The following is a 17,614-nucleotide window of genomic DNA, read 5'->3' as shown; positions in this document are numbered from 1 at the left end:
GGTCGTCATGTTTTGATTGCGTATTGACGCATCCAAGATTCTCAGGCACTCACTTTGTCGATGGTTCCCGCGGGCTCGCCCAAGGGATGAAAAGGGAATACGGTGCGGCCGCCAAGGCCAAGTCCGTAACTGCCCCCGCAACTGTAAGCGGTGAGCGACGCCGAGAATCCACTGGTCCGACGGGCCGGGAAGGTTGGCCAAGCCACGACCCGCAAGTCAGGAGACCTGCCATCTGATGTTCAACCAACCCGGGGCGGGGCGTCCTGGAAGGAGGCTTAGATGGCACGTTCAGCACGTGTTCACACATACGGCACCTTCTGTCCGCGCTTCGCCAAAAGCGGAGCGGACGATGCCGGACACAGCTGATCACTTCATCCTCGTTTGTGCGACGTGCAACGGCTCTCAATCGTTTGAATCGCTGAGAGAGAAACTGGGAAAGAACGCGCCACCCGGATTTGCGATACGGTCGGTCGACTGCATGGCGGGGTGCGCCCATCCAACAACCGTTGGATTTCAGGCCGATGGCAAGGCGCAATACCTTTTCGGCAACATCACCACAGACGAAGACGTCATGGCGTTGACAGAGTTTGCCCGTCAGTACCGCAGAAGCGAGGACGGCTGGACCAGCGCGACGGACCGACCACGCGCTTTGTATACCAAAACGCTGTCGCGCATGCCCGGGATCAGACCCGAGGTGGCGCAGTGACCTTTCTTGCCGCCAGAGATCTGGAATACTACGCGCTGAACGGCGATGTCCTACTGAGCGGTATTTCGTTCGATCTTGAGGAAGGATCGATTCTTGCCATTGCCGGTCCGAACGGCGCTGGAAAGACGACGCTCTTGAACCTGCTCTGCGGGGCTGAACCTCTGGCCTTGGGAGACGTTCAAATCAAGGGTCAGTCCCTGAAGCAGCTGTCGGCGCAGGACCGCGCGCGCATGATTGCTGTGGTCAGTCAGCAAGAGTTACCGGACGGACGGCTTTTCCTGCGCGACTATGTTGCCTTGGGGCAGATACCCATCCGCGCAGACCGGTCCGCCGAAGGACATGCAGCGGAACTGGACCGGATTTTGGAACTGACCGATCTGACCAAACTCGCGGACAAGCGCATGGCTGTTCTGTCCGGTGGTGAACGCCAACGTGCGCATATCGCGCGGGCGCTGGCGCAAAACCCTTCGTTGCTGTTTCTGGACGAGCCGACAAACCATCTGGATCCGGATGCCAAAGGGCGAATGCTGTCGCTGGTTGCGGACCTTGGCATCACCGTCGTGATGATTGTCCACGATCTGGTCATGATCCCGGAATTCGCCACCCATGTTGCACTGATGAAATCCACTCGGCTGACTGGGTTCGGACCGGTTGATGCGGTGCTGACCTCGGACCGGGTGCGCGAAACCTTTGGCGTTGATTACCTGTGCTTCCATCACGAAGGCCGCGTGATCCCGGCGTTGGACATCCGAAAAACCAAAGTCTCACCCTAAATCAAGGAGCATTCCCCAATGAAACACATCTGGTCCGTGGCGTTGGCCACAGCCATCGCAGGCGGCGCCTCTGCCCACGAGGTCTCGGTCGACAATTGCGGCGAACCGCTGGTGTTCGAAACCCAGCCCGAACGCTTGGTCGTACATGATATGAACATGTCCGATATGGCCTTTGCCCTTGGCTTGCAGGACAAGATTGTCGGCCTGACAGGTATCACCGGATGGTACAAGACCAGCCCGGAATTCGACAATTTGCGCGGTGATATACCGGAACTGGCACCGAAATACCCGACCGTCGAAAACCTGGTGGCGGTCGAGCCGGACCTGTTCTTTGCCGGTTGGTACTACGGCATGAAGCCGGGTGGCGACGTGACGCCCGACACGCTGGAACCCTTCGGCATCAAGACCATGATCCTGACCGAAAGCTGCGTGCATCTGGACAAAGATCGCCCCGAGGCCAGCATGGATCTGCTGTTCGACGACGTCCTGAGACTGGGCAAAGTCATGCATGTCGAAGACAAGGCTGAAACCCTTGTTTCGGGCTGGAAGGATGAACTGTCGGCGATCGAAGCGCAGACTGCCGATCTGTCCAAGCCCCGTGTTTTCCTGCTGGATGGCCCTGCGGACGCTCCGTTCACTGCCGGAAAGTTCGCCATTCCGGACGCAATGATTGCCGCTGCGGGCGGAGAGAATGTCACCCACGACATGGACACCAGCTGGGGTCGCTCCTCGTGGGAGGCTGTCGCCGCATCCAATCCCGAATTCCTTGTTCTGCTGGACTATCAGACCGGCAACGGAGCCGAAGACACCTTTAAGTTCCTGCAGGAGCATCCGGTGATGTCGCAGACTGATGCGGTCAAAAACGAACGCTGGATCGGTCTGCGCTATGAGGAACTGACACCCGGACCGGCAAATATTGAGGCGATCTCGAAAATGGCGAAGGCCATGCATCCGGGTCTGAACTGATATGGGCCGAATGGCTCTGACGCTTTTGCTGGGGGCGGTCGTTCTGACCGCCCTTTTGCTGATATCGACAGTCTACGGCACCACGTCGATCCCTGTTTCCGATACGTTCAACGCGATCCTGTTGGGCACCGGACTGACCGAAGGTGACATGTCGCCGATGCACCGGATCGTGTTTGACCTGCGCCTGCCTCGCGCCCTGTTTGCCGCCGTGATCGGTGCCGGGCTGGGCATTGTCGGCGTTGTTTTGCAGACAACGACGCGCAACGATCTGGCTGATCCGTTTCTCTTTGGCCTGTCTTCAGGGGCCGCGGCAGGGGCCGTGTTCGTTATCACCGTCACTGGTGACGTTTTGGGTCTTTGGACCTTGCCATTGGCGGCGTTTTGCGGCGGCCTGGTTGCTTCGGGCATTGTTCTGGCGCTGGTCCACGGGCTTCGGACAAGTGCGCCCGAAAAGCTGATCCTGGCCGGGCTGGCCGTATCCTTTCTGTTTTCGGCGATTACCAATTACCTGATCTTTGCCGGCGACAGCCGGGCCGCGCATTCGGTGATCTTCTGGATGCTGGGCGGGCTGGGCCTTGCGCGGTGGGAGACTTTTCCGCTTGTCTGCGCTGGTCTGGCCTTGATTCTGGCCTATTCCTTGTACCGCGCGCGCTGGCTGGATGCTTTGCTGACCGGCGATCTGACCGCCGCAACGTTGGGCGTTCCGGTTCAGGGCCTGCGATTTCGCATGTTCTTTGTCGCCGCGCTCGCCACCGCTGTTTTTGTGTCGGTTGCTGGCGTGATCGGCTTTGTGGGTCTTATGGTGCCGCATATCGCACGCGGCATAACGGGACCTCTGCACAACCACCTTGTGCCCACAGCCGCCATAGTTGGCGCTGCCCTGCTGACCGGTTCGGACATCCTGAGCCGCCTTTTGCTCGCGCCACAAGAGTTGCCGGTTGGCATCGTGACCACATCAATCGGGTCGGTCTTCGTGTTTCTGTTGCTGTTCAGAACGGCCAGAAAGCAGCGCTAGCTGCTTTCTGACAACGTTCCAAAAAATCAGACAATGCCCAGCGCATCATCCTCGATACGTGTCACGGTAAAGACCACGTCCTCATAGTCCTGATCGCCACCACCGGTCAGGTCTTCGAACCCGATTATCATCGACTCTCCGCCTTCGACGATGCCCGACAGAGCGTGCTGTGCATTATCGACATTCAATGACGCCTTTTCCGCATGGAACGTCGTTTCGTTTGCGGCCCGTCCGTTCACCATGAGGATCAGATCGAAGTCATCATCTACGTCCGCAACATCTCCGTTGCTCGAACGGAACTCCAGCACATCGCTACCGGAAATCGAACGCGCCCAATCAGCGGCATTCTGGACAACGAAAAACCCAAGGCGCGCGCCATCGGCAACATCGTTGATCGTGACAGACCCGGAATCGCGGTTCGTGTTGTTGTAGATCAGGCGAACATTGGTGATCTCGCCATTGTCGAGAATATCGTAGACGCCCAGAACGTTGTTATAACCTGCATGCCCGATGTCATTCAGTTCGATGCGAAAATCAGTCTCGCCATCGCCAGCAAGGAATTCCTTGTTCACGATGCCGTTGACGTCGCTGCGGCTGACGCGTTCTCCGTCTGACAGGTTGGGAAGATACTTGGCGTAGCTGATAATGGTGTTTCCATCAATGGTGATGGCAAAAATGTCACCGCCCGAGCGCCCCTCGGACAGTGAGATCGTCACATCCATATCGCCATCGCCATCAGTGTCGATCGCGATTTCGGAATTGCTGTTGAAGCGGATGTTCGAACGACCCGTTTCGACGCCTTCAAGGATCAGCTTTTTGCCCTCATCGAAGTTGCTGATCGTGTCCCTGTTCAATTCCGAAGGCGACCCCTGCAGAACACTGTTCTGACCGTCGAATGCAAAATGCTCGCGAGAGGATGTGGGCTCGGGGTTGTTGTTCTGACCGGGGGTGTCGTTGACGATCACAGTATCGGGCGGCGGATCAGATGGTGTCGGATTCGGTGCACCTGTATCCAGCTGAACACCCGCCGATGTGCGGGCAAAGTTCTGGGTCACCATCACAGCGGGATAGCCGTCAAAGGTTCCGATCTCGATACCGATCCCTATATAGTCCAGATCCCGGTGCAATATGTTTGCGCGGTGGCCCGAACTGTTCATCAGCGCGTTGTGCAAGTCGACGACATCGTCGCTGAACCCCGGAACGCCGCGCTGGCTTTGCCAGGCAATGTTTTCTGCAGTGCGCCAAGACCCGGACAGCACAAAACCGGAATCCCGAATGCGATCTGTCGCCGAGCTGTTACCGACGCCGGTGTGCGAAAAGATGTCTGTATCCAGCATCCATTCGCTGTGATCCTCGGCTGCTGCGTTCAGCCGCAATTCCAGTTGAACCGGATCAAGCCCGCGTGACGTACGCTCGGCATTGATCAGGTTGAGCATCTCGAGCTCAAGGGAACTTGCCCGTGACATCCACTGTCCTCCAGTACTTTTTAGTATGATTGGAGGCAATATTGTCTAGAATTTGACGAAGCCTCATCACAATTTCCTGACGCGCCGCAAGCGGCGAGTTCCCGCTTGTTGGCGCGCAGGGACCGGCAAAAATCAACATTGGGGGTCGAGAAAAGGCCCAATGACGACATAGCCGACGAAAACAGTGGTGAGACTCTGCACAGCCTTTTTGACGCTGCGCGGGATTATGGCGAATTCATGTCCCGCAGGGTCTGTGCCGCGTGGAAATTGCAGAAACCGATTCTTTAGTCTGCGCATAAGAATCGATACCGCTGGACTTCGCGCTCTAATCGCAAACGCTCATCGGCTGACTTCAAGGTTTGCGTTATGGCGTGCCAAAAAGCCCGAGAGCCTCTTTAGCCCCGCCTTCAGATCCGCCGTCGGGTTGGTGTAGCCAAGACGCAACCACCCCTCCATATCCATTGCGCTGCCCGGGGTCAGCATAACGCCTTCTTCCTTCAGCAGCGCGACGCACAGATCGCGTGACGACATCGGTAGATCGTACTTCAACAATGCCGTCGTGCCCGACTTTGGCGGCACCCAACTCAATAGGGGTTCATCTGAAATCCAGTCTTCGACGATCCGCAGGTTTTCGCGCGTAATCCGCCGCGCACGTTCAAGGATCTGGTCACGGTTTTCCAGCGCCATCGCGGCAAGAAGCTCGTCCACCTGTCCGACCGAGATCGTATTGTAGTCGCGGTGGAACATCACATCGTGCAACAGATCTTTGGAACCTGCGATCCAGCCCACCCTCAACCCGGCCAGCGAATAGGCTTTGGACATGCCCGCCGTGCTGATCCCTTTTTCATAAAGGTCCGCGACAGCCGCCGTGAACCCATCCCCGGTTTGATCCGTACCGCGGTAGACCTCGTCGCATAAAATCCAGGCGTCAACGCTGCGTGCGACCTCAACGATCTGTTCCAGCATCGCGCGATCCATCAAAGCGCCGGTCGGGTTGTTGGGATTGTTGATTGCGATAAGCCGCGTGCCCGGTCGGACCATGTCGCGCAGCACGTTCAGATCGGGCAGAAACCCGTTTTGGGGCAAAAGATGCAACAACTCAATGTCGGCCCCAATGCTCTCGGGAATCGAGTAGTGCTGCTGATAGGTCGGGATGACCGAAATCACGTGGTCGCCACGTGACACAAGCGTCTGATGCACCAGAGAATTGGCCCCGATGGTGCCGTGCGTAGTCAGGATATTGTCGCGTGTCTGGTGCTCGTATAATCCGCAGATCGCATGTCGCAGCCGTTCCGAACCTTCAATGGCACCATAGGTCATCTTCAATGCCGACAGGTCGCCAAGAATGCTGTTATGCTGCCCGGCCATTTCGAACAGTTCACCCAGCGTTATGGATTCGACGCAGGTTTCCGCAAGGTTGAGTTCGCATTTCGTCTCGAACTCGTTCATCCACATCTCGACGCCGAAGGGTCTGATTTCCATGGGTCTCTCCTAAACTCGCGGATCAGGCCGCACGTGCGCTTCGGACGGCGCACGACGCACAGATATCGCCAATCAAACGATTGATAGAACGGAAGACAACCGATTTATTGTCGGGTCGGGAATTACGGACCCCTCTACTGACGCATTTGGATCGCTTCAGAAAGTGTTCCAACCGACTGCTCAAAAGAGCTGAGGTACGTCGCATCTGCGGGTTCCCGGACGAGCGTCGGAAAGATCACACTTTGCAAACCCAGGGATTCGACGGCCTCAATCGCTTCAACCGGTGGTTCAGCTTCCCAGATCAACACCTGTGCGGCGGTTTCCTGCGCCAGCATTTGAAGCTCTGCAATTTGCGCGTCGTTTGGGGTGGCCCCGGCCTCCCATTCAAGGGAGGAGATTTCCAGGCCATAGCGGCGACCGAAGTATTGGTACCTCGGATGGGTTGCGATTAGCGCAGCGTTCTGGACGTCTGAAAAAGCCGATTTCGCCTGTTGGTCGAGCGCTTCAAGTTCTTTGCGGAGTTGCTGTAGCCGGTCCTCTACCTCATCGGGCGGCGCAAGGTTGCGGGCCTTAATCGCCTCGGCAATCGCCTCGGCCTGCGCCATTGCAAGCGTCGGATCGAGCCAAACATATGATGCCAGCCCTTCATGCGAATGTTCACCCCCGTCGCCGTGGCTGTGGGTGATGGACTCGGTCACGATGAACTGATCCTTGATCGCGGCAGTGGTGTTCACCAAGCGCGATCGCGGCAGCGTTACGCGGTCCACCCAGGTCGCAAAACCCGCACCGTTCAACAGGATCAGATCCGCCGACTGGATCATGCTGATATCGCTGATGGACGGCCGCCAGAATGACGGATCAACTCCATCCGGCACCGGGAACACAACCTCGGCAGAACCGCCCAAAAGGCGTTCGGCGAAATACTGGAGGGGATAATTGACCGCGACGACCTTGGGCCGGTCCTGCGCCACGACAACCGTCGCCATCAGCAGGCCAAAGACCGCAAGGACAACACGTTCGATATATCGATGCACCATCAACTCCCGCATTTCCGCGCAATGTCTTCCGGGGTCACAATCCAATAGTTGTCATGCCCGCCGGTATCCACTTCGATCACCAAGCCCGAAGAATGGTCAACACTGGTCAACGGAACACGCGCCATGCCATCGCTGCCGAGCGGCAATGTTGTCATCAGCGCGTTTTCACCGTCCAAAACCCGAACCTCACCCGTTTGGGCGACCCTGCCGTTCGAAAACTTGGCTTCGACGGTGACAACCTCGCAATCTACCGAGGCGAAGACCACAAGCTGATGCGCGGCTGCCGCCAAAGGCGCAGCGGCAAACAGCGAGGCTAGGCCCATCGCGCGTATCACTGGCCTGTCCATTCTTCGAAGTGCACCCAGATCACGGCCCCCAACTCAACAGCCTTATCCTCACCATCCTGCGGTAAGGTATAGTCGGCAGTGTTCAGCGCAGCAAAGCCCCACCAGCCATCCGATGGGGCGGCATAAGTAAACACGCCATCGGCGTCGGCCTTGACGGTTTGTGTGATCATTAGTTCATCCGGCACAGTCGCACCGGCGCCATCATTGAAGAACTCAACCTCAACCTCGGCATAGGGAACCGGCTCCCCGTCCATCTTGACGATGCCCTGAAACACATTGTGCTCCCACAGCCCAAAGGGCTTGGACAGGGGCACGATCTCGGTCTTCAGGCCAAGTTCCGTATCCCACCCCTCATCATCGCCGTAAGCGGTCACATAGGTTTTGGTGTAGTGGACGATGAACGCATCCTCGGCAGGTTCCCAATAGGGCGTCGGCTCCATCGCGAAGATGTAGGTGCCGGGCCGTTCCAGCGGGTAATCGAGCGTGAAGCCCTGATCTTCCATCACAGTGGCATCTTGAAGGCTGCCGAGCAGTTCGGTTGTGGTGCCCTCATGCGTGACAGTGAACGCCACAGGCTTTTCCAACATCATCCCGTCCAATTCGAAGGGATGTGAGAAAGACATGGTCAGGGACAAGCTGCGCCCGTCTTCCTGACTGATCATCGGATCATTCGGGATAATCATACCGTAATGCGCCAGCGCCGGCGTGACCGCGACACTGCTCGCCAAAAGTGCAAATAATACGTGCTTTTTCATGTAGTCTCCCTTTCTCATGCACCGAGCGAAAGCAGCCAGCCCACCCACGTGTCGGCATTTCGTGCAACCAATGCGGCCCCGATCGCCGCGATGCACCCCGAGATGAACAGCAGGGTCACTGTCTCTGCCGCCAGCAGGCGCAACACCATGCCCCGTCTGGCACCCAGCTTTACCGCCGTCGCGATTTCTTTTGCGCGTAGCCGGTAGCTTAGGAAAACCGCAAGCCCGACAGCCGCAAGCGCGGCCACAGCAACGATTGCTGTCACCACGTCCAATAGGGATTTGATGCGAAAGATACGATCCACCAGTCCTTGAATTACACTGGCGGGTTCGATCAACTGGCTCGGGTTTTCGCTGTCCAGATACCGACCTTTGAGGATTGTCGCGGATCGCGTGTCGGCAGGGACGACGATCACAGCCGTGGCCGGAAAATCGCCTTGCGATCCGTGGAAATGAAAGCTTTCGATATTCTCAGGCGTGATGCGCTGAAACTGCACGACGGAGGCATTGGCCAGCGCTTCACTTCCAGCGGCGATATCTGCTGCGGTGACGACATCCTCATGCCCGTGCCCGATCCCCTGGATCACCCAAGCCGTTTTGATATCAACGAAAATCGCCTGATCGTCAGGCGTATTTGTAGCCTCCAGAACGCCCACGATTGGCATCTCCAAGGGATAAACGCCATCCAGATCAAACAGGTTCTCTGGCGAAGAGACCAGAGTGTCACCAACGCCTTTGCCCAGCGCATCCGCCACCGCAGCACCGATCACGGCGTCCCCCAGCAATGACAGGCCACGCCCGTCTGAAAAGGTCAGATCGCGAAAGTCGAAGTAGTCCAGCGAGGTGCCGACGATCCTGAACCCGCCGGATGAAAATGCGGTATGCAGCGGTATCGGCACCGCCAGGTTGCTGTCCCAGATCGTATCCACTTCGCGCATCGCAATGGGGTCTGGTCGCTCATTGGAGAAGTAGAGGGCCGCCATCGTTAGGTCCAGCTGAGACCCACGACTGCCGAGCAAGAGCGGCGTTGCCTCCCCCCGCGCGATCAAAGCCGTCTGGCTGGTCGAAAGCAATATCTGCGTCGCAACAGGCACAAACAAGATCAGCGCAGCGGCGATCACCAGCACAAGGCTGCGCGCCCAATGGTAACGCAGGTAAGCAAACGCAAGGTACAGCGTGTTCATGCGTCTGCCACCTCGCGATAGTCTGCAAAATCAATCACACGCTCGAAACGCGGCAAAAGCTCATGGTCATGCGTGACGGCCAGCAGGGTCGCACCCGCCTCGCTGGCCTGTTCGAACAGCAAATCCAGAATGCGGCCCTTGCTTTCAGGGTCCAGATTGCCCGTCGCTTCATCCGACAGGATGAGTTTGGGTTGCGTGACAAGTGCGCGGCAAATCGCAACGCGCTGTTGTTCCCCCTGGCTGAGCTCATTGGGGTGCCTGTCCAGCTTGTCGCGAATACCGCAGGCCTCCGCCAGAACCTCGACACGTTCCCGAACGGCCTGATCCAGTTTCAGCGCGGGCGTGACGCGATAGGGATACAGGATATTCTGTAGTGCGGGCAGGTAATCGAGCAGCGCAAAATCCTGAAACACAAACCCGATATGGCTGGCACGGAACTGGCGGCGTTCGGTATCGGTCAAAGCCGTGACATCCTTACCGGCGACGACAATGCGCCCTGAATCCGGCGACAAGATACCCGCGACCAAATTCAGAAGGGTCGTCTTCCCACTGCCGCTGGGCCCCACAATCGCAAGGCGTTCGCCCGACTGCATCGACAAGCGCGGAACATTCAGTCGAAAATCACCCGTGCCATAGGCGAAAGAGACATTTTCGACACTGATCATTGGTCACCTTCAGGTGCCAAATACGTCTCACCCGCGGCATCCCTGTTCACGTCGCGCAGATCGAATTCAGTGATCCGCCACGCGCCTTCAACCGGGGAAATGGACAAATTCGCTTTGTAGGTGTTTCCCCGCACATGCAGGTGCTCGGCATGGCCGACCGTACCAATGACCTGCCACGTTGCATCAATGGTCAGTGTTGCCTCGTCACGCGCGACCTGACTGTCCAAAAGGTTGATCTCGTGGATCGTCTGGTCCGCTTCGTCGAGGCCACCGCCCGCCATGGCTCCGACACGCTCGAGGTAAAGATATTCCAACGCGTCGCCATGGGTCACCTCGGCCAGGGTGTCGTAGATCGCGTCTTCCTGCGTCTGACCGAATGCGTCGTACACGACCAACAGCAGTGCAGGTGTCAGCTCATCAGCAAGTTCATGCGCGATGGGAACAGTCATTCCCGGCATGCCCGGAACTGAATAGGCCTGTTGCTCCGGCGCGCGTGATGCGCCTCCGGAAGACATGAAAATCACACCGGCAATAATGCCGACGCCTACCGAAAAGACTGCAGTTAACAAAAGCCCTTGGCGCACACGTTCAGTTCCCAAACTGTTTTTGATACGTGGCAACCGATGACTTGGATCGGTTTTGTTCGGGTTTTTCGCATGGTGACGGGTTCACGACCGATTTCGGCAAAAACAGCGGTCATTGCAGCCCAAGGTCCATGGCGCTTTGGTTTTCCGCCTTAGAACGCAAGCGGCCTGCATCGGCTTCTGATCCAACGGACAACATGACAGCGACCAATCAGGTGGCCAGTTTCCAGGTTCTGAACACACGTTTGGCCGCTGCACCCCAATCCATCATCTGCGCTTTCTGCCGCGGCAGGACATGCCCAACAGGGGCCTTGAGCGGTAACAAAAGCGCGTCTTCAGACCCCGAGATCAGGTAATCAGCGATGTTTGTTCCAAAGACTGTTCCGGGCGCGATTCCTCGTCCGTTATAGCCCGATGGTGCGATCAGGTTGGGCGCGGGCTGAAAGTATGACGGAACATGGTTGGCCGTGAATCCAATTGTCCCGGTCCAGCTTAGCTGCCAGCCGACTTGGCCCAGCTTTGGGAAAAGCCATCGTATCTCGGCACTTAGCCATCTTCGGGCCAACGCCATCCTAATGCCATTCAAAGATCCCACGCTTCCCATGACCAGCCTGTTTTCGCTGTCTTTTCGAAAGCAGAACGCGACGTCTCGTGTGTCCCAAGCGCAGTGGCCTTGTGGCAATACCGCTTCGCCATCCGCGTCCAGCGGATCGGTAGCAAACTGGAAAAATGGAACTGGTATAATGGGTGCCGGGATTCGTGGAAAATCACGTTTCGCCGTCAGTGCGTTTGTCGCGATCACCACAGTATCTGCAGTGACTTTGCCTCTTGCCGTCTCGCAACACCACACATCCGACGCGCGTTGCAAGCCCGTGACGCGCGTACCCTCAAAAACCAAGGCGCCGACCTGTTCGGCGGCCTGCGCAAGCCCACGACAATATGCCAGCGGGTTGATACTGCCCGCTCTTTTGTCGATCAATCCTGTTTGGTAGCGGTGCGTTCCGGCGACGTCTGAACATGCGTCACCGTGAACCATGTGCACATCACAGCCAAGGTTTGACATCTGACCATAGCGTCGCTGCAGTTTTTCGACATCTGTTTCTGAATAGGCCAACTGAATGGACCCTGCGCGTTGCGCAGCACATTGAATTTGATGCTTGGCGATCAGATCGAAGACGCGATCCGGGCCACCGGCCAGCGCGGAGTTCAGCCGCTTTCCGACCTTTGGTCCCACCGTCGCCGCGACATCATCCGGGTCCAGCCAAAGGCCGGAATTGACCATGCCGGCGTTTCGGCCTGAACCGCCCCGACCAACATGATCCGCTTCAAGCACGACAACGCTCTTGCCGGCTTCTGCCAGCCTGAGAGCTGCTGACAACCCGGTGTAGCCGGCACCGATGATTGCAACGTCGCATCGCAGATCATCCCAAAGGCTTGGATAGCTCTTTTGGGCGTCGGAACTCAGGCTCCAAACCGGGTCTTGGTCATTGGGTCGAAACACGGGCGGGTCCGGAGCTAAAGTCTGCCTATTGCCTGATCGATGTCTGCAATCAAATCTTCAACATCTTCAAGCCCGACGGCCAGTCTGATCAATTCGTCGTCGATGCCGAACTTCGCGCGTTCCTCGGGTCCATAAATACCGTGCGTCATGCTAGCGGGATGTTGCACCAGCGTCTCCGCATCTCCCAGGGAAACCGCGCATTTTATCAGCCCCAAATTGTTGATAAAGCGCCGCCCCGCTTCCAGCCCGCCATCGAAACGAAGGGCAATGATCGCGCCGCCAAGGTCGCCCATCTGCCTTGCCGCCAGATCGCGCGACGCATAATCCGGCAAAGTTGGGTAGATAACGGATTTGACCTTCTCGTTGCCGGACAGAAACTTTGCAATCGACGACGCGGAACTCGAATGGCGTTCGACCCGAAGACTAAGGGTTTTCAAACCGCGCATAATCAAAAAGGCGGAATGCGGCGACAGCGTTGCCCCGGAAAGAACGCGCAAACCCTCGCCGCGCACGCGATCGACAAGACCTTGGTCGCCCGCAACGAGCCCCGCAAGTAGGTCTCCGTGCCCGCCGAGGAACTTCGTCGCGGAATGAACAACCAGATCAGCGCCATGTTCCAAGGGTCGCTGAATGACCGGGGTGGCAAACGTGTTGTCCACGATCACGAATGCCTCAACCTCATGTGCCATTTCGGTGACGGCAGCAATATCTATTATCCGCACATTGGGATTGGACGGGGTTTCAAAGAAAACCGCTTTGGGCTTCAGCGCCATGCAATCGCGCACCTGATCAAGATCGGTCATGTCGATGAATTTCACATTCACCCCGAACTTCGCTATCCCTTTGGAAAAGAAAGCAAAGGAACACCCGTAGATCACCTGATCCACGATGATCGTGTCGCCTGCCTTCAATAGCGTCCACATGGTTGCTGTGATGGCTGCGATCCCCGACGCCGTTGCAACGGCTGCGTCCGCGTTTTCAAGGCTGGCTATTCGTGTCTCGAGAATCGCCTGGGTCGGGTTTTTCGTCCGCCCGTATACAAGCCCCGGTCTTTCGCCTGCAAATATCTCCGAGCCTTCTTCGGCGGTTTCAAAGGCGTAGGTGGATGTCATGAAGATCGGCGGCGTCAGCGCGCCCATGTGATCAGATGGCGAGTACCCTTCATGAATTGCGCGCGTTGCAGGGCCAAGTTCTTTGGGACTATTTTTTAACATTTTCTTTCTCCTGCATATTCTGATGGGTCGTTTCGTTCAGTGCCAATCCATGCGGCAGCGTAAGGTTCCGGGTATTCCGCAAGCCGCCTTTTCGGTCCGTGGGGGTACGCCCCATAGGCCGCGTGCCCGCAGATTGACCTATCGTCAGGCTTGAGCCGGACCTGACGGGAAACACACAGCTTGCGTTTGTGATCATCGTATCCACATCGCGCGCCGATCCCAGCGTGATCCGTACACAAGGTGTTTCACGCGCCGGACCTATCAAACCCATGATTTGGGACGGGCCAGACCCGATCCACTGGCCCTTAATACGGAAAGTTTCGCTAAAGGTCATGTTGCCTCGAGATGTCTCAAAGGGCGGCCCGGCGAGATTTGTGAAACTGCGTCCAGTATGCCTCTCGTGTCGATTCCGAAGTGCCGGTACAAGTCAGCGACACGGCCGGATTGGCCAAATTGTTCGACACCAAGTGCGCGGGTGGGGTGCCCGCAAACGCCGCCGATCCACGCAAGAGTCGCAGGATGCCCGTCAATCACTGTGACCATGGAACAGTTTCTGGACAATGGCTTCAAGAGGCGCTCGATATGGGCTTCGGCATCTCGCTTTCCTTGTCCTCTGGCGGCTTGGGCGGCGGACCATCCGGCATGAAGCCTGTCAGGTGACGTGACCGCAAGCAATCCAACGTTGCGCCTGTCTTCCTGCGCGAGGGATACGGCCCGCAGTGCCTCGGGGGCAACGGCCCCGGTATAGGCAATAACCAACTCTGTGTTCGGGCCGGGTTCACGCACCCAATAGGCGCCCCTGATAATGTCAGCCTCTCGCGTCGGTGTCATGGGCAAGGTGATCTGTTCCAGCGGTCTTGTGGACAGCCGGAGATACACGGACCCTCCTGTCTGATCCCGGAGCCATGTACCCGGCTCCGGTTTCTTGTCTCCGTCACGTTGCATGTAATCAAAAGCAAAGCGGATTATGACAGCCAATTCATCCAAATATGACGGCTCGAAATAGGCCAGCCCATCCTGTGCGATACCGAGCATGGGCGTCGATATGGACTGATGAGCACCCCCCTCGGGCGCCAGTGTCACGCCAGAGGGTGTCCCGGCCAGCAGGAATCTGGCGTCTTGATAGCACGCGTAGTTCAATTGGTCCGCCGCTCGCAAAATGAAGGGATCGTAGACAGTCCCAACAGGCAACAGACGCTGACCATTCAAATGATGCGACAGACCGAGTGCCGAAAGCATCAGAAACAGATTGGACTCGGCAATGCCCAGCTCAAAATGTTGACCGTCCGGGGACGCTTCCCATTTATAGGCAGACGGAATGCGGGCGTCTTTGAACGCGTCCGTCTTTGGGTGTTTGGAAAACAGTCCGTTCCGATTGATCCAAGGTCCAAGGTTTGTCGATACCGCGACATCTGGTGCCGTTGTCACAATTCGTCTCGAAAGCTCGCTGTCGGACTTTGCGATTTCATGCAGGATTTGACCGAAACCTGCTTGCGTCGACATCGGCTTTTGTTTGGTATCCGGTGCTGGAAATTCGGCGTCCAACTTTATCTTCGGCGCACAGAGCCGACGGTTCTTCGTCGAGAAGAATGGCGCGGTTTTGATCAAGTCCCTGATCGTCTCAACCCCGGGCAGCCCGTCAAGCTTTGCCCATTCGTCTTGGGGTTTGACGCCAGATTTGGATCGCAGCGTTTCGATCTGGCCGCCGGTCATCAAACCGGCGTGGTTATCTTTGTGACCAGCCAACGGCAGGCCGTAGCCCTTGATCGTATAGCAAATAAAGACCGTTGGCCGTTCATGTTGCCGGGCATCCTCAAAAGCGCCGAGGATACTTTCGAAATCGTGCCCCCCGAGGTTGCACATAAGTTCCGAGAGCTGCTCATCATCGTACGACTCCAACAGCTTGACGACGTCTTTCTGGCGACCAAGATCTTCCAGCAGCGCCTTTCTCCAGGCCGCCCCGCCCTGAAAGGTCAGCGCGGCATAGATCTGGTTCGGGCACTGATCAATCCAGTCTCGCAGCGCCTCACCCCCCGGCTGAGCGAAGGATTCAACCTGCTTCGTTCCATGCTTGAGCACGACAACGTCCCAGCCAAAACTTTCGAAAATATTGAGCAGCCTTTCCCAAAGTCCTTCCTGCACGACACCATCCAAAGACTGCCGGTTGTAATCCACAACCCACCAACAGTTTCTCAAGCCGTGTTTCCAACCCTCCAGAAGCGCCTCATAAACGTTCCCCTCGTCCATTTCGGCGTCGCCAAGCAGGGCCACCATGCGTCCGGGCTTTGCGACGGGGGACCAGTTTTTTTCGAGGATGTAGTCCTGAACCAATGACGAAAAAATGGTCTGTGCCACACCCAGCCCCACCGAGCCGGTCGAAAAGTCGACATCGTCGGTATCTTTCGTCCGGGACGGATAGCTTTGAGCCCCGCCAAAACCGCGGAAATTTTGCAGTTTTTCGAGGCTTTGCCGCCCAGCGAGATACTGGATGGCGTGAAAAACCGGGGACGCATGCGGTTTTATCGCCACGCGATCCTCTGGGTTCAGGATCTTGAAGTACAGCGCGGTCATCAATGTCGTCAAAGAGGCTGAGGACGCTTGGTGCCCGCCGACTTTCACTTCGCCGTCTGCGGCGGGTCGATTGTGATTTGCCGAATGGATCGTCCAGGCCGCCAGCCACCTTACCCGCGCCTCGATTTGCGAGAGTAGGCTCACTTCATCGCGCATTGGTATTCTCCAAGTGAAAGGGACGCTGAGAGCGCCCGAAGTCGGATGGCAGGACGAAAGGCAGCCAGGCCCGGCTGCCTTTATGCCTTATTCGTAGTCGCGGCGCTGGATTTCGGTGTAGTGACGGCTTCGCTGGTCCCATCTGCTGAGAACGCGTTGAGCGGCGTCGGGCACGTAGCACGCCTCGTAGTCTTCGCCTTGAAAATCAATAACGTTCTGAAGCGAGTCAAACGTCATGATGGTAATGAACTCGACCTCGTCTTCCTTATCGCACCGAAGCAACTCGATACTGCGATATCCGGGGATTTTCTTGGCTTCGATGCCCGGAAAGACTTCGTCATTCAGAAGGTTTTGATAGGTGTCGGCGTTTTCCAAGGTGGTATAGCCGTGCCAGATACGTTTGATCATGTTTCGAACCTCGAACTTGTTTGTCAGCACCATAGCCGCGTTGAGATTGGGAAGTTATCGAATTTCAAAGGTTCAAGCGCGCGAACCCGTCGCTCTGCCAGCCGTTTTTCTACTGCTGAGAGAAATTTTCTCTCTCAATCAATCTGGGAAACAACAATTCTCCAAGTGAATTTAATCTCCGAGCCGGGCACCGGATAAGGGCGATCAAAGGTTGCGCGAACAGTTTTTCTTCTGTCTTGTGCGTGGTTGCGATATTTTTCGCCGGGTTCCGAAGGAAAAAGTCAAAAGAGATAGGAATTCTCTGCAACGCTGACACATCCAGTGACAAAATGCTGGAGGGGTCATGTTAATTCGTGGCGAAGACCTGGGTTGGACTTGGGCAGCGAAATCCAATTCCACTATTGCGCAGGCGCATTCTGGAATACTGTATGTTTCAGGATTGGTGGCCTTTGACGCGGACGGGAAAATCGTCGGCGCAGACATGGCGGCCCAATCCAAGCAGGTTTTCGGGAACCTGCGGCAGGTTCTGACGCATGCCGGCATCACGTTTGAGCAGGTCTTGAAGATCAATTGTTACCTGAGCGACCTGAGCCAATTCCGGGCCTTTGCAGACGTACGCGGCGCTGCGTTCCCAGATCGATTGCCGGTCAACACGACGGTGGGCGCTGCACTCGCACTTCCGGACTTACTTGTCGAGGTAGAGGCACAGGCCTTTTATCAGTCTGACGATCAGGGCCGATCTGAGGGCTGAGTAAAAAGCAGGTCCCGGAACCCGCTCTGCAAA

The 17,614-nt window shown here is 56.9% G+C and carries 18 protein-coding genes and 1 riboswitch; of the genes, 5 read left to right on the top strand and 13 right to left on the bottom strand.

Annotated features, from left to right (window positions below; genetic code table 11):
• Window positions 1-44 precede the first annotated feature (44 nt).
• A riboswitch (cobalamin riboswitch) is annotated at window positions 45-247 on the top strand.
• Window positions 248-349: 102 nt separating this feature from the next.
• The 4 genes from RA28_RS11125 to RA28_RS11110 are packed head-to-tail and all read left to right on the top strand — an operon-like array spanning window position 350 to window position 3,460.
• Window positions 350-706, top strand: coding sequence for a DUF1636 family protein (locus RA28_RS11125; RefSeq protein ID WP_039528361.1), 357 nt, complete (start codon window positions 350-352; stop codon window positions 704-706).
• Window positions 703-1,479 carry an ABC transporter ATP-binding protein gene (locus RA28_RS11120; protein WP_039528358.1) on the top strand — a complete coding sequence of 259 codons (777 nt, stop codon included), beginning with the start codon at window positions 703-705 and terminating at the stop codon, window positions 1,477-1,479. Before RA28_RS11125 ends, RA28_RS11120 begins: the two co-directional genes overlap by 4 nt.
• A gap of 18 nt (window positions 1,480-1,497) precedes the next feature.
• Window positions 1,498-2,445, top strand: a complete 948-nt coding sequence (locus RA28_RS11115; protein ID WP_039528355.1) for an ABC transporter substrate-binding protein — start codon at window positions 1,498-1,500, stop codon at window positions 2,443-2,445.
• A gap of 10 nt (window positions 2,446-2,455) precedes the next feature.
• Entirely contained in the window at window positions 2,456-3,460 is a 1,005-nt protein-coding gene (locus tag RA28_RS11110; RefSeq protein ID WP_241481117.1) for a FecCD family ABC transporter permease, read from the top strand.
• Between the two features lie 26 nt (window positions 3,461-3,486).
• On the opposite strand, the gene RA28_RS22820 is transcribed toward RA28_RS11110, so the two are convergent.
• The 13 genes from RA28_RS22820 to RA28_RS11045 all read right to left on the bottom strand — a co-directional run bounded on the left by RA28_RS22820 (window position 3,487) and on the right by RA28_RS11045 (window position 16,863).
• The gene (locus tag RA28_RS22820; protein WP_193747400.1) at window positions 3,487-4,926 is read right to left on the bottom strand and encodes a CAP domain-containing protein; all 1,440 of its coding nucleotides are present in this window, start codon (window positions 4,924-4,926) and stop codon (window positions 3,487-3,489) included.
• 339 nt (window positions 4,927-5,265) lie between these two features.
• Window positions 5,266-6,408, bottom strand: coding sequence for an aminotransferase (locus RA28_RS11095; protein WP_039528348.1), 1,143 nt, complete (start codon window positions 6,406-6,408; stop codon window positions 5,266-5,268).
• Between the two features lie 134 nt (window positions 6,409-6,542).
• The gene (locus RA28_RS11090; protein WP_193747399.1) at window positions 6,543-7,445 is read right to left on the bottom strand and encodes a metal ABC transporter substrate-binding protein; all 903 of its coding nucleotides are present in this window, start codon (window positions 7,443-7,445) and stop codon (window positions 6,543-6,545) included.
• Window positions 7,445-7,792, bottom strand: coding sequence for a hypothetical protein (locus RA28_RS11085; RefSeq protein ID WP_039528345.1), 348 nt, complete (start codon window positions 7,790-7,792; stop codon window positions 7,445-7,447). The genes RA28_RS11090 and RA28_RS11085 overlap by 1 nt, the downstream gene beginning before the upstream one ends.
• Entirely contained in the window at window positions 7,777-8,547 is a 771-nt protein-coding gene (locus RA28_RS11080) for a DUF4198 domain-containing protein (RefSeq protein ID WP_039528344.1), read from the bottom strand. Before RA28_RS11080 ends, RA28_RS11085 begins: the two co-directional genes overlap by 16 nt.
• Before the next feature lie 14 nt (window positions 8,548-8,561).
• Window positions 8,562-9,731 carry an ABC transporter permease gene (locus RA28_RS11075; RefSeq protein WP_052261442.1) on the bottom strand — a complete coding sequence of 390 codons (1,170 nt, stop codon included), beginning with the start codon at window positions 9,729-9,731 and terminating at the stop codon, window positions 8,562-8,564.
• Window positions 9,728-10,396 carry an ABC transporter ATP-binding protein gene (locus tag RA28_RS11070; protein WP_039528341.1) on the bottom strand — a complete coding sequence of 223 codons (669 nt, stop codon included), beginning with the start codon at window positions 10,394-10,396 and terminating at the stop codon, window positions 9,728-9,730. The genes RA28_RS11075 and RA28_RS11070 overlap by 4 nt, the downstream gene beginning before the upstream one ends.
• A complete protein-coding gene (locus RA28_RS11065; RefSeq protein ID WP_152612079.1) occupies window positions 10,393-10,911 on the bottom strand; it encodes a hypothetical protein in 519 nt (172 codons plus the stop codon). Before RA28_RS11065 ends, RA28_RS11070 begins: the two co-directional genes overlap by 4 nt.
• A 280-nt stretch (window positions 10,912-11,191) precedes the next feature.
• Complete coding sequence (locus tag RA28_RS11060) at window positions 11,192-12,481, bottom strand: NAD(P)/FAD-dependent oxidoreductase (protein ID WP_052261441.1); 1,290 nt, start codon at window positions 12,479-12,481, stop codon at window positions 11,192-11,194.
• 14 nt (window positions 12,482-12,495) lie between these two features.
• Window positions 12,496-13,695, bottom strand: coding sequence for a trans-sulfuration enzyme family protein (locus tag RA28_RS11055; RefSeq protein ID WP_039528337.1), 1,200 nt, complete (start codon window positions 13,693-13,695; stop codon window positions 12,496-12,498).
• Window positions 13,682-14,029, bottom strand: coding sequence for a hypothetical protein (locus RA28_RS22685; protein WP_152612078.1), 348 nt, complete (start codon window positions 14,027-14,029; stop codon window positions 13,682-13,684). The genes RA28_RS11055 and RA28_RS22685 overlap by 14 nt, the downstream gene beginning before the upstream one ends.
• A complete protein-coding gene (locus RA28_RS11050; RefSeq protein ID WP_039528334.1) occupies window positions 14,026-16,422 on the bottom strand; it encodes a transketolase in 2,397 nt (798 codons plus the stop codon). Before RA28_RS11050 ends, RA28_RS22685 begins: the two co-directional genes overlap by 4 nt.
• An 87-nt stretch (window positions 16,423-16,509) precedes the next feature.
• A complete protein-coding gene (locus RA28_RS11045) occupies window positions 16,510-16,863 on the bottom strand; it encodes a hypothetical protein (RefSeq protein WP_241481116.1) in 354 nt (117 codons plus the stop codon).
• A gap of 310 nt (window positions 16,864-17,173) precedes the next feature.
• Between RA28_RS11045 and RA28_RS11040 the strand changes: the two genes are divergently transcribed.
• Entirely contained in the window at window positions 17,174-17,581 is a 408-nt protein-coding gene (locus RA28_RS11040) for a RidA family protein (protein WP_052261440.1), read from the top strand.
• Window positions 17,582-17,614 lie beyond the last annotated feature (33 nt).

The sequence above is a fragment of the Ruegeria sp. ANG-S4 genome, assembly GCF_000814005.1.
Classification (GTDB): domain Bacteria; phylum Pseudomonadota; class Alphaproteobacteria; order Rhodobacterales; family Rhodobacteraceae; genus Ruegeria.
Note: the sequence above shows the minus strand (reverse complement) of the source record. Positions and strands in the feature narration are given on the sequence as shown.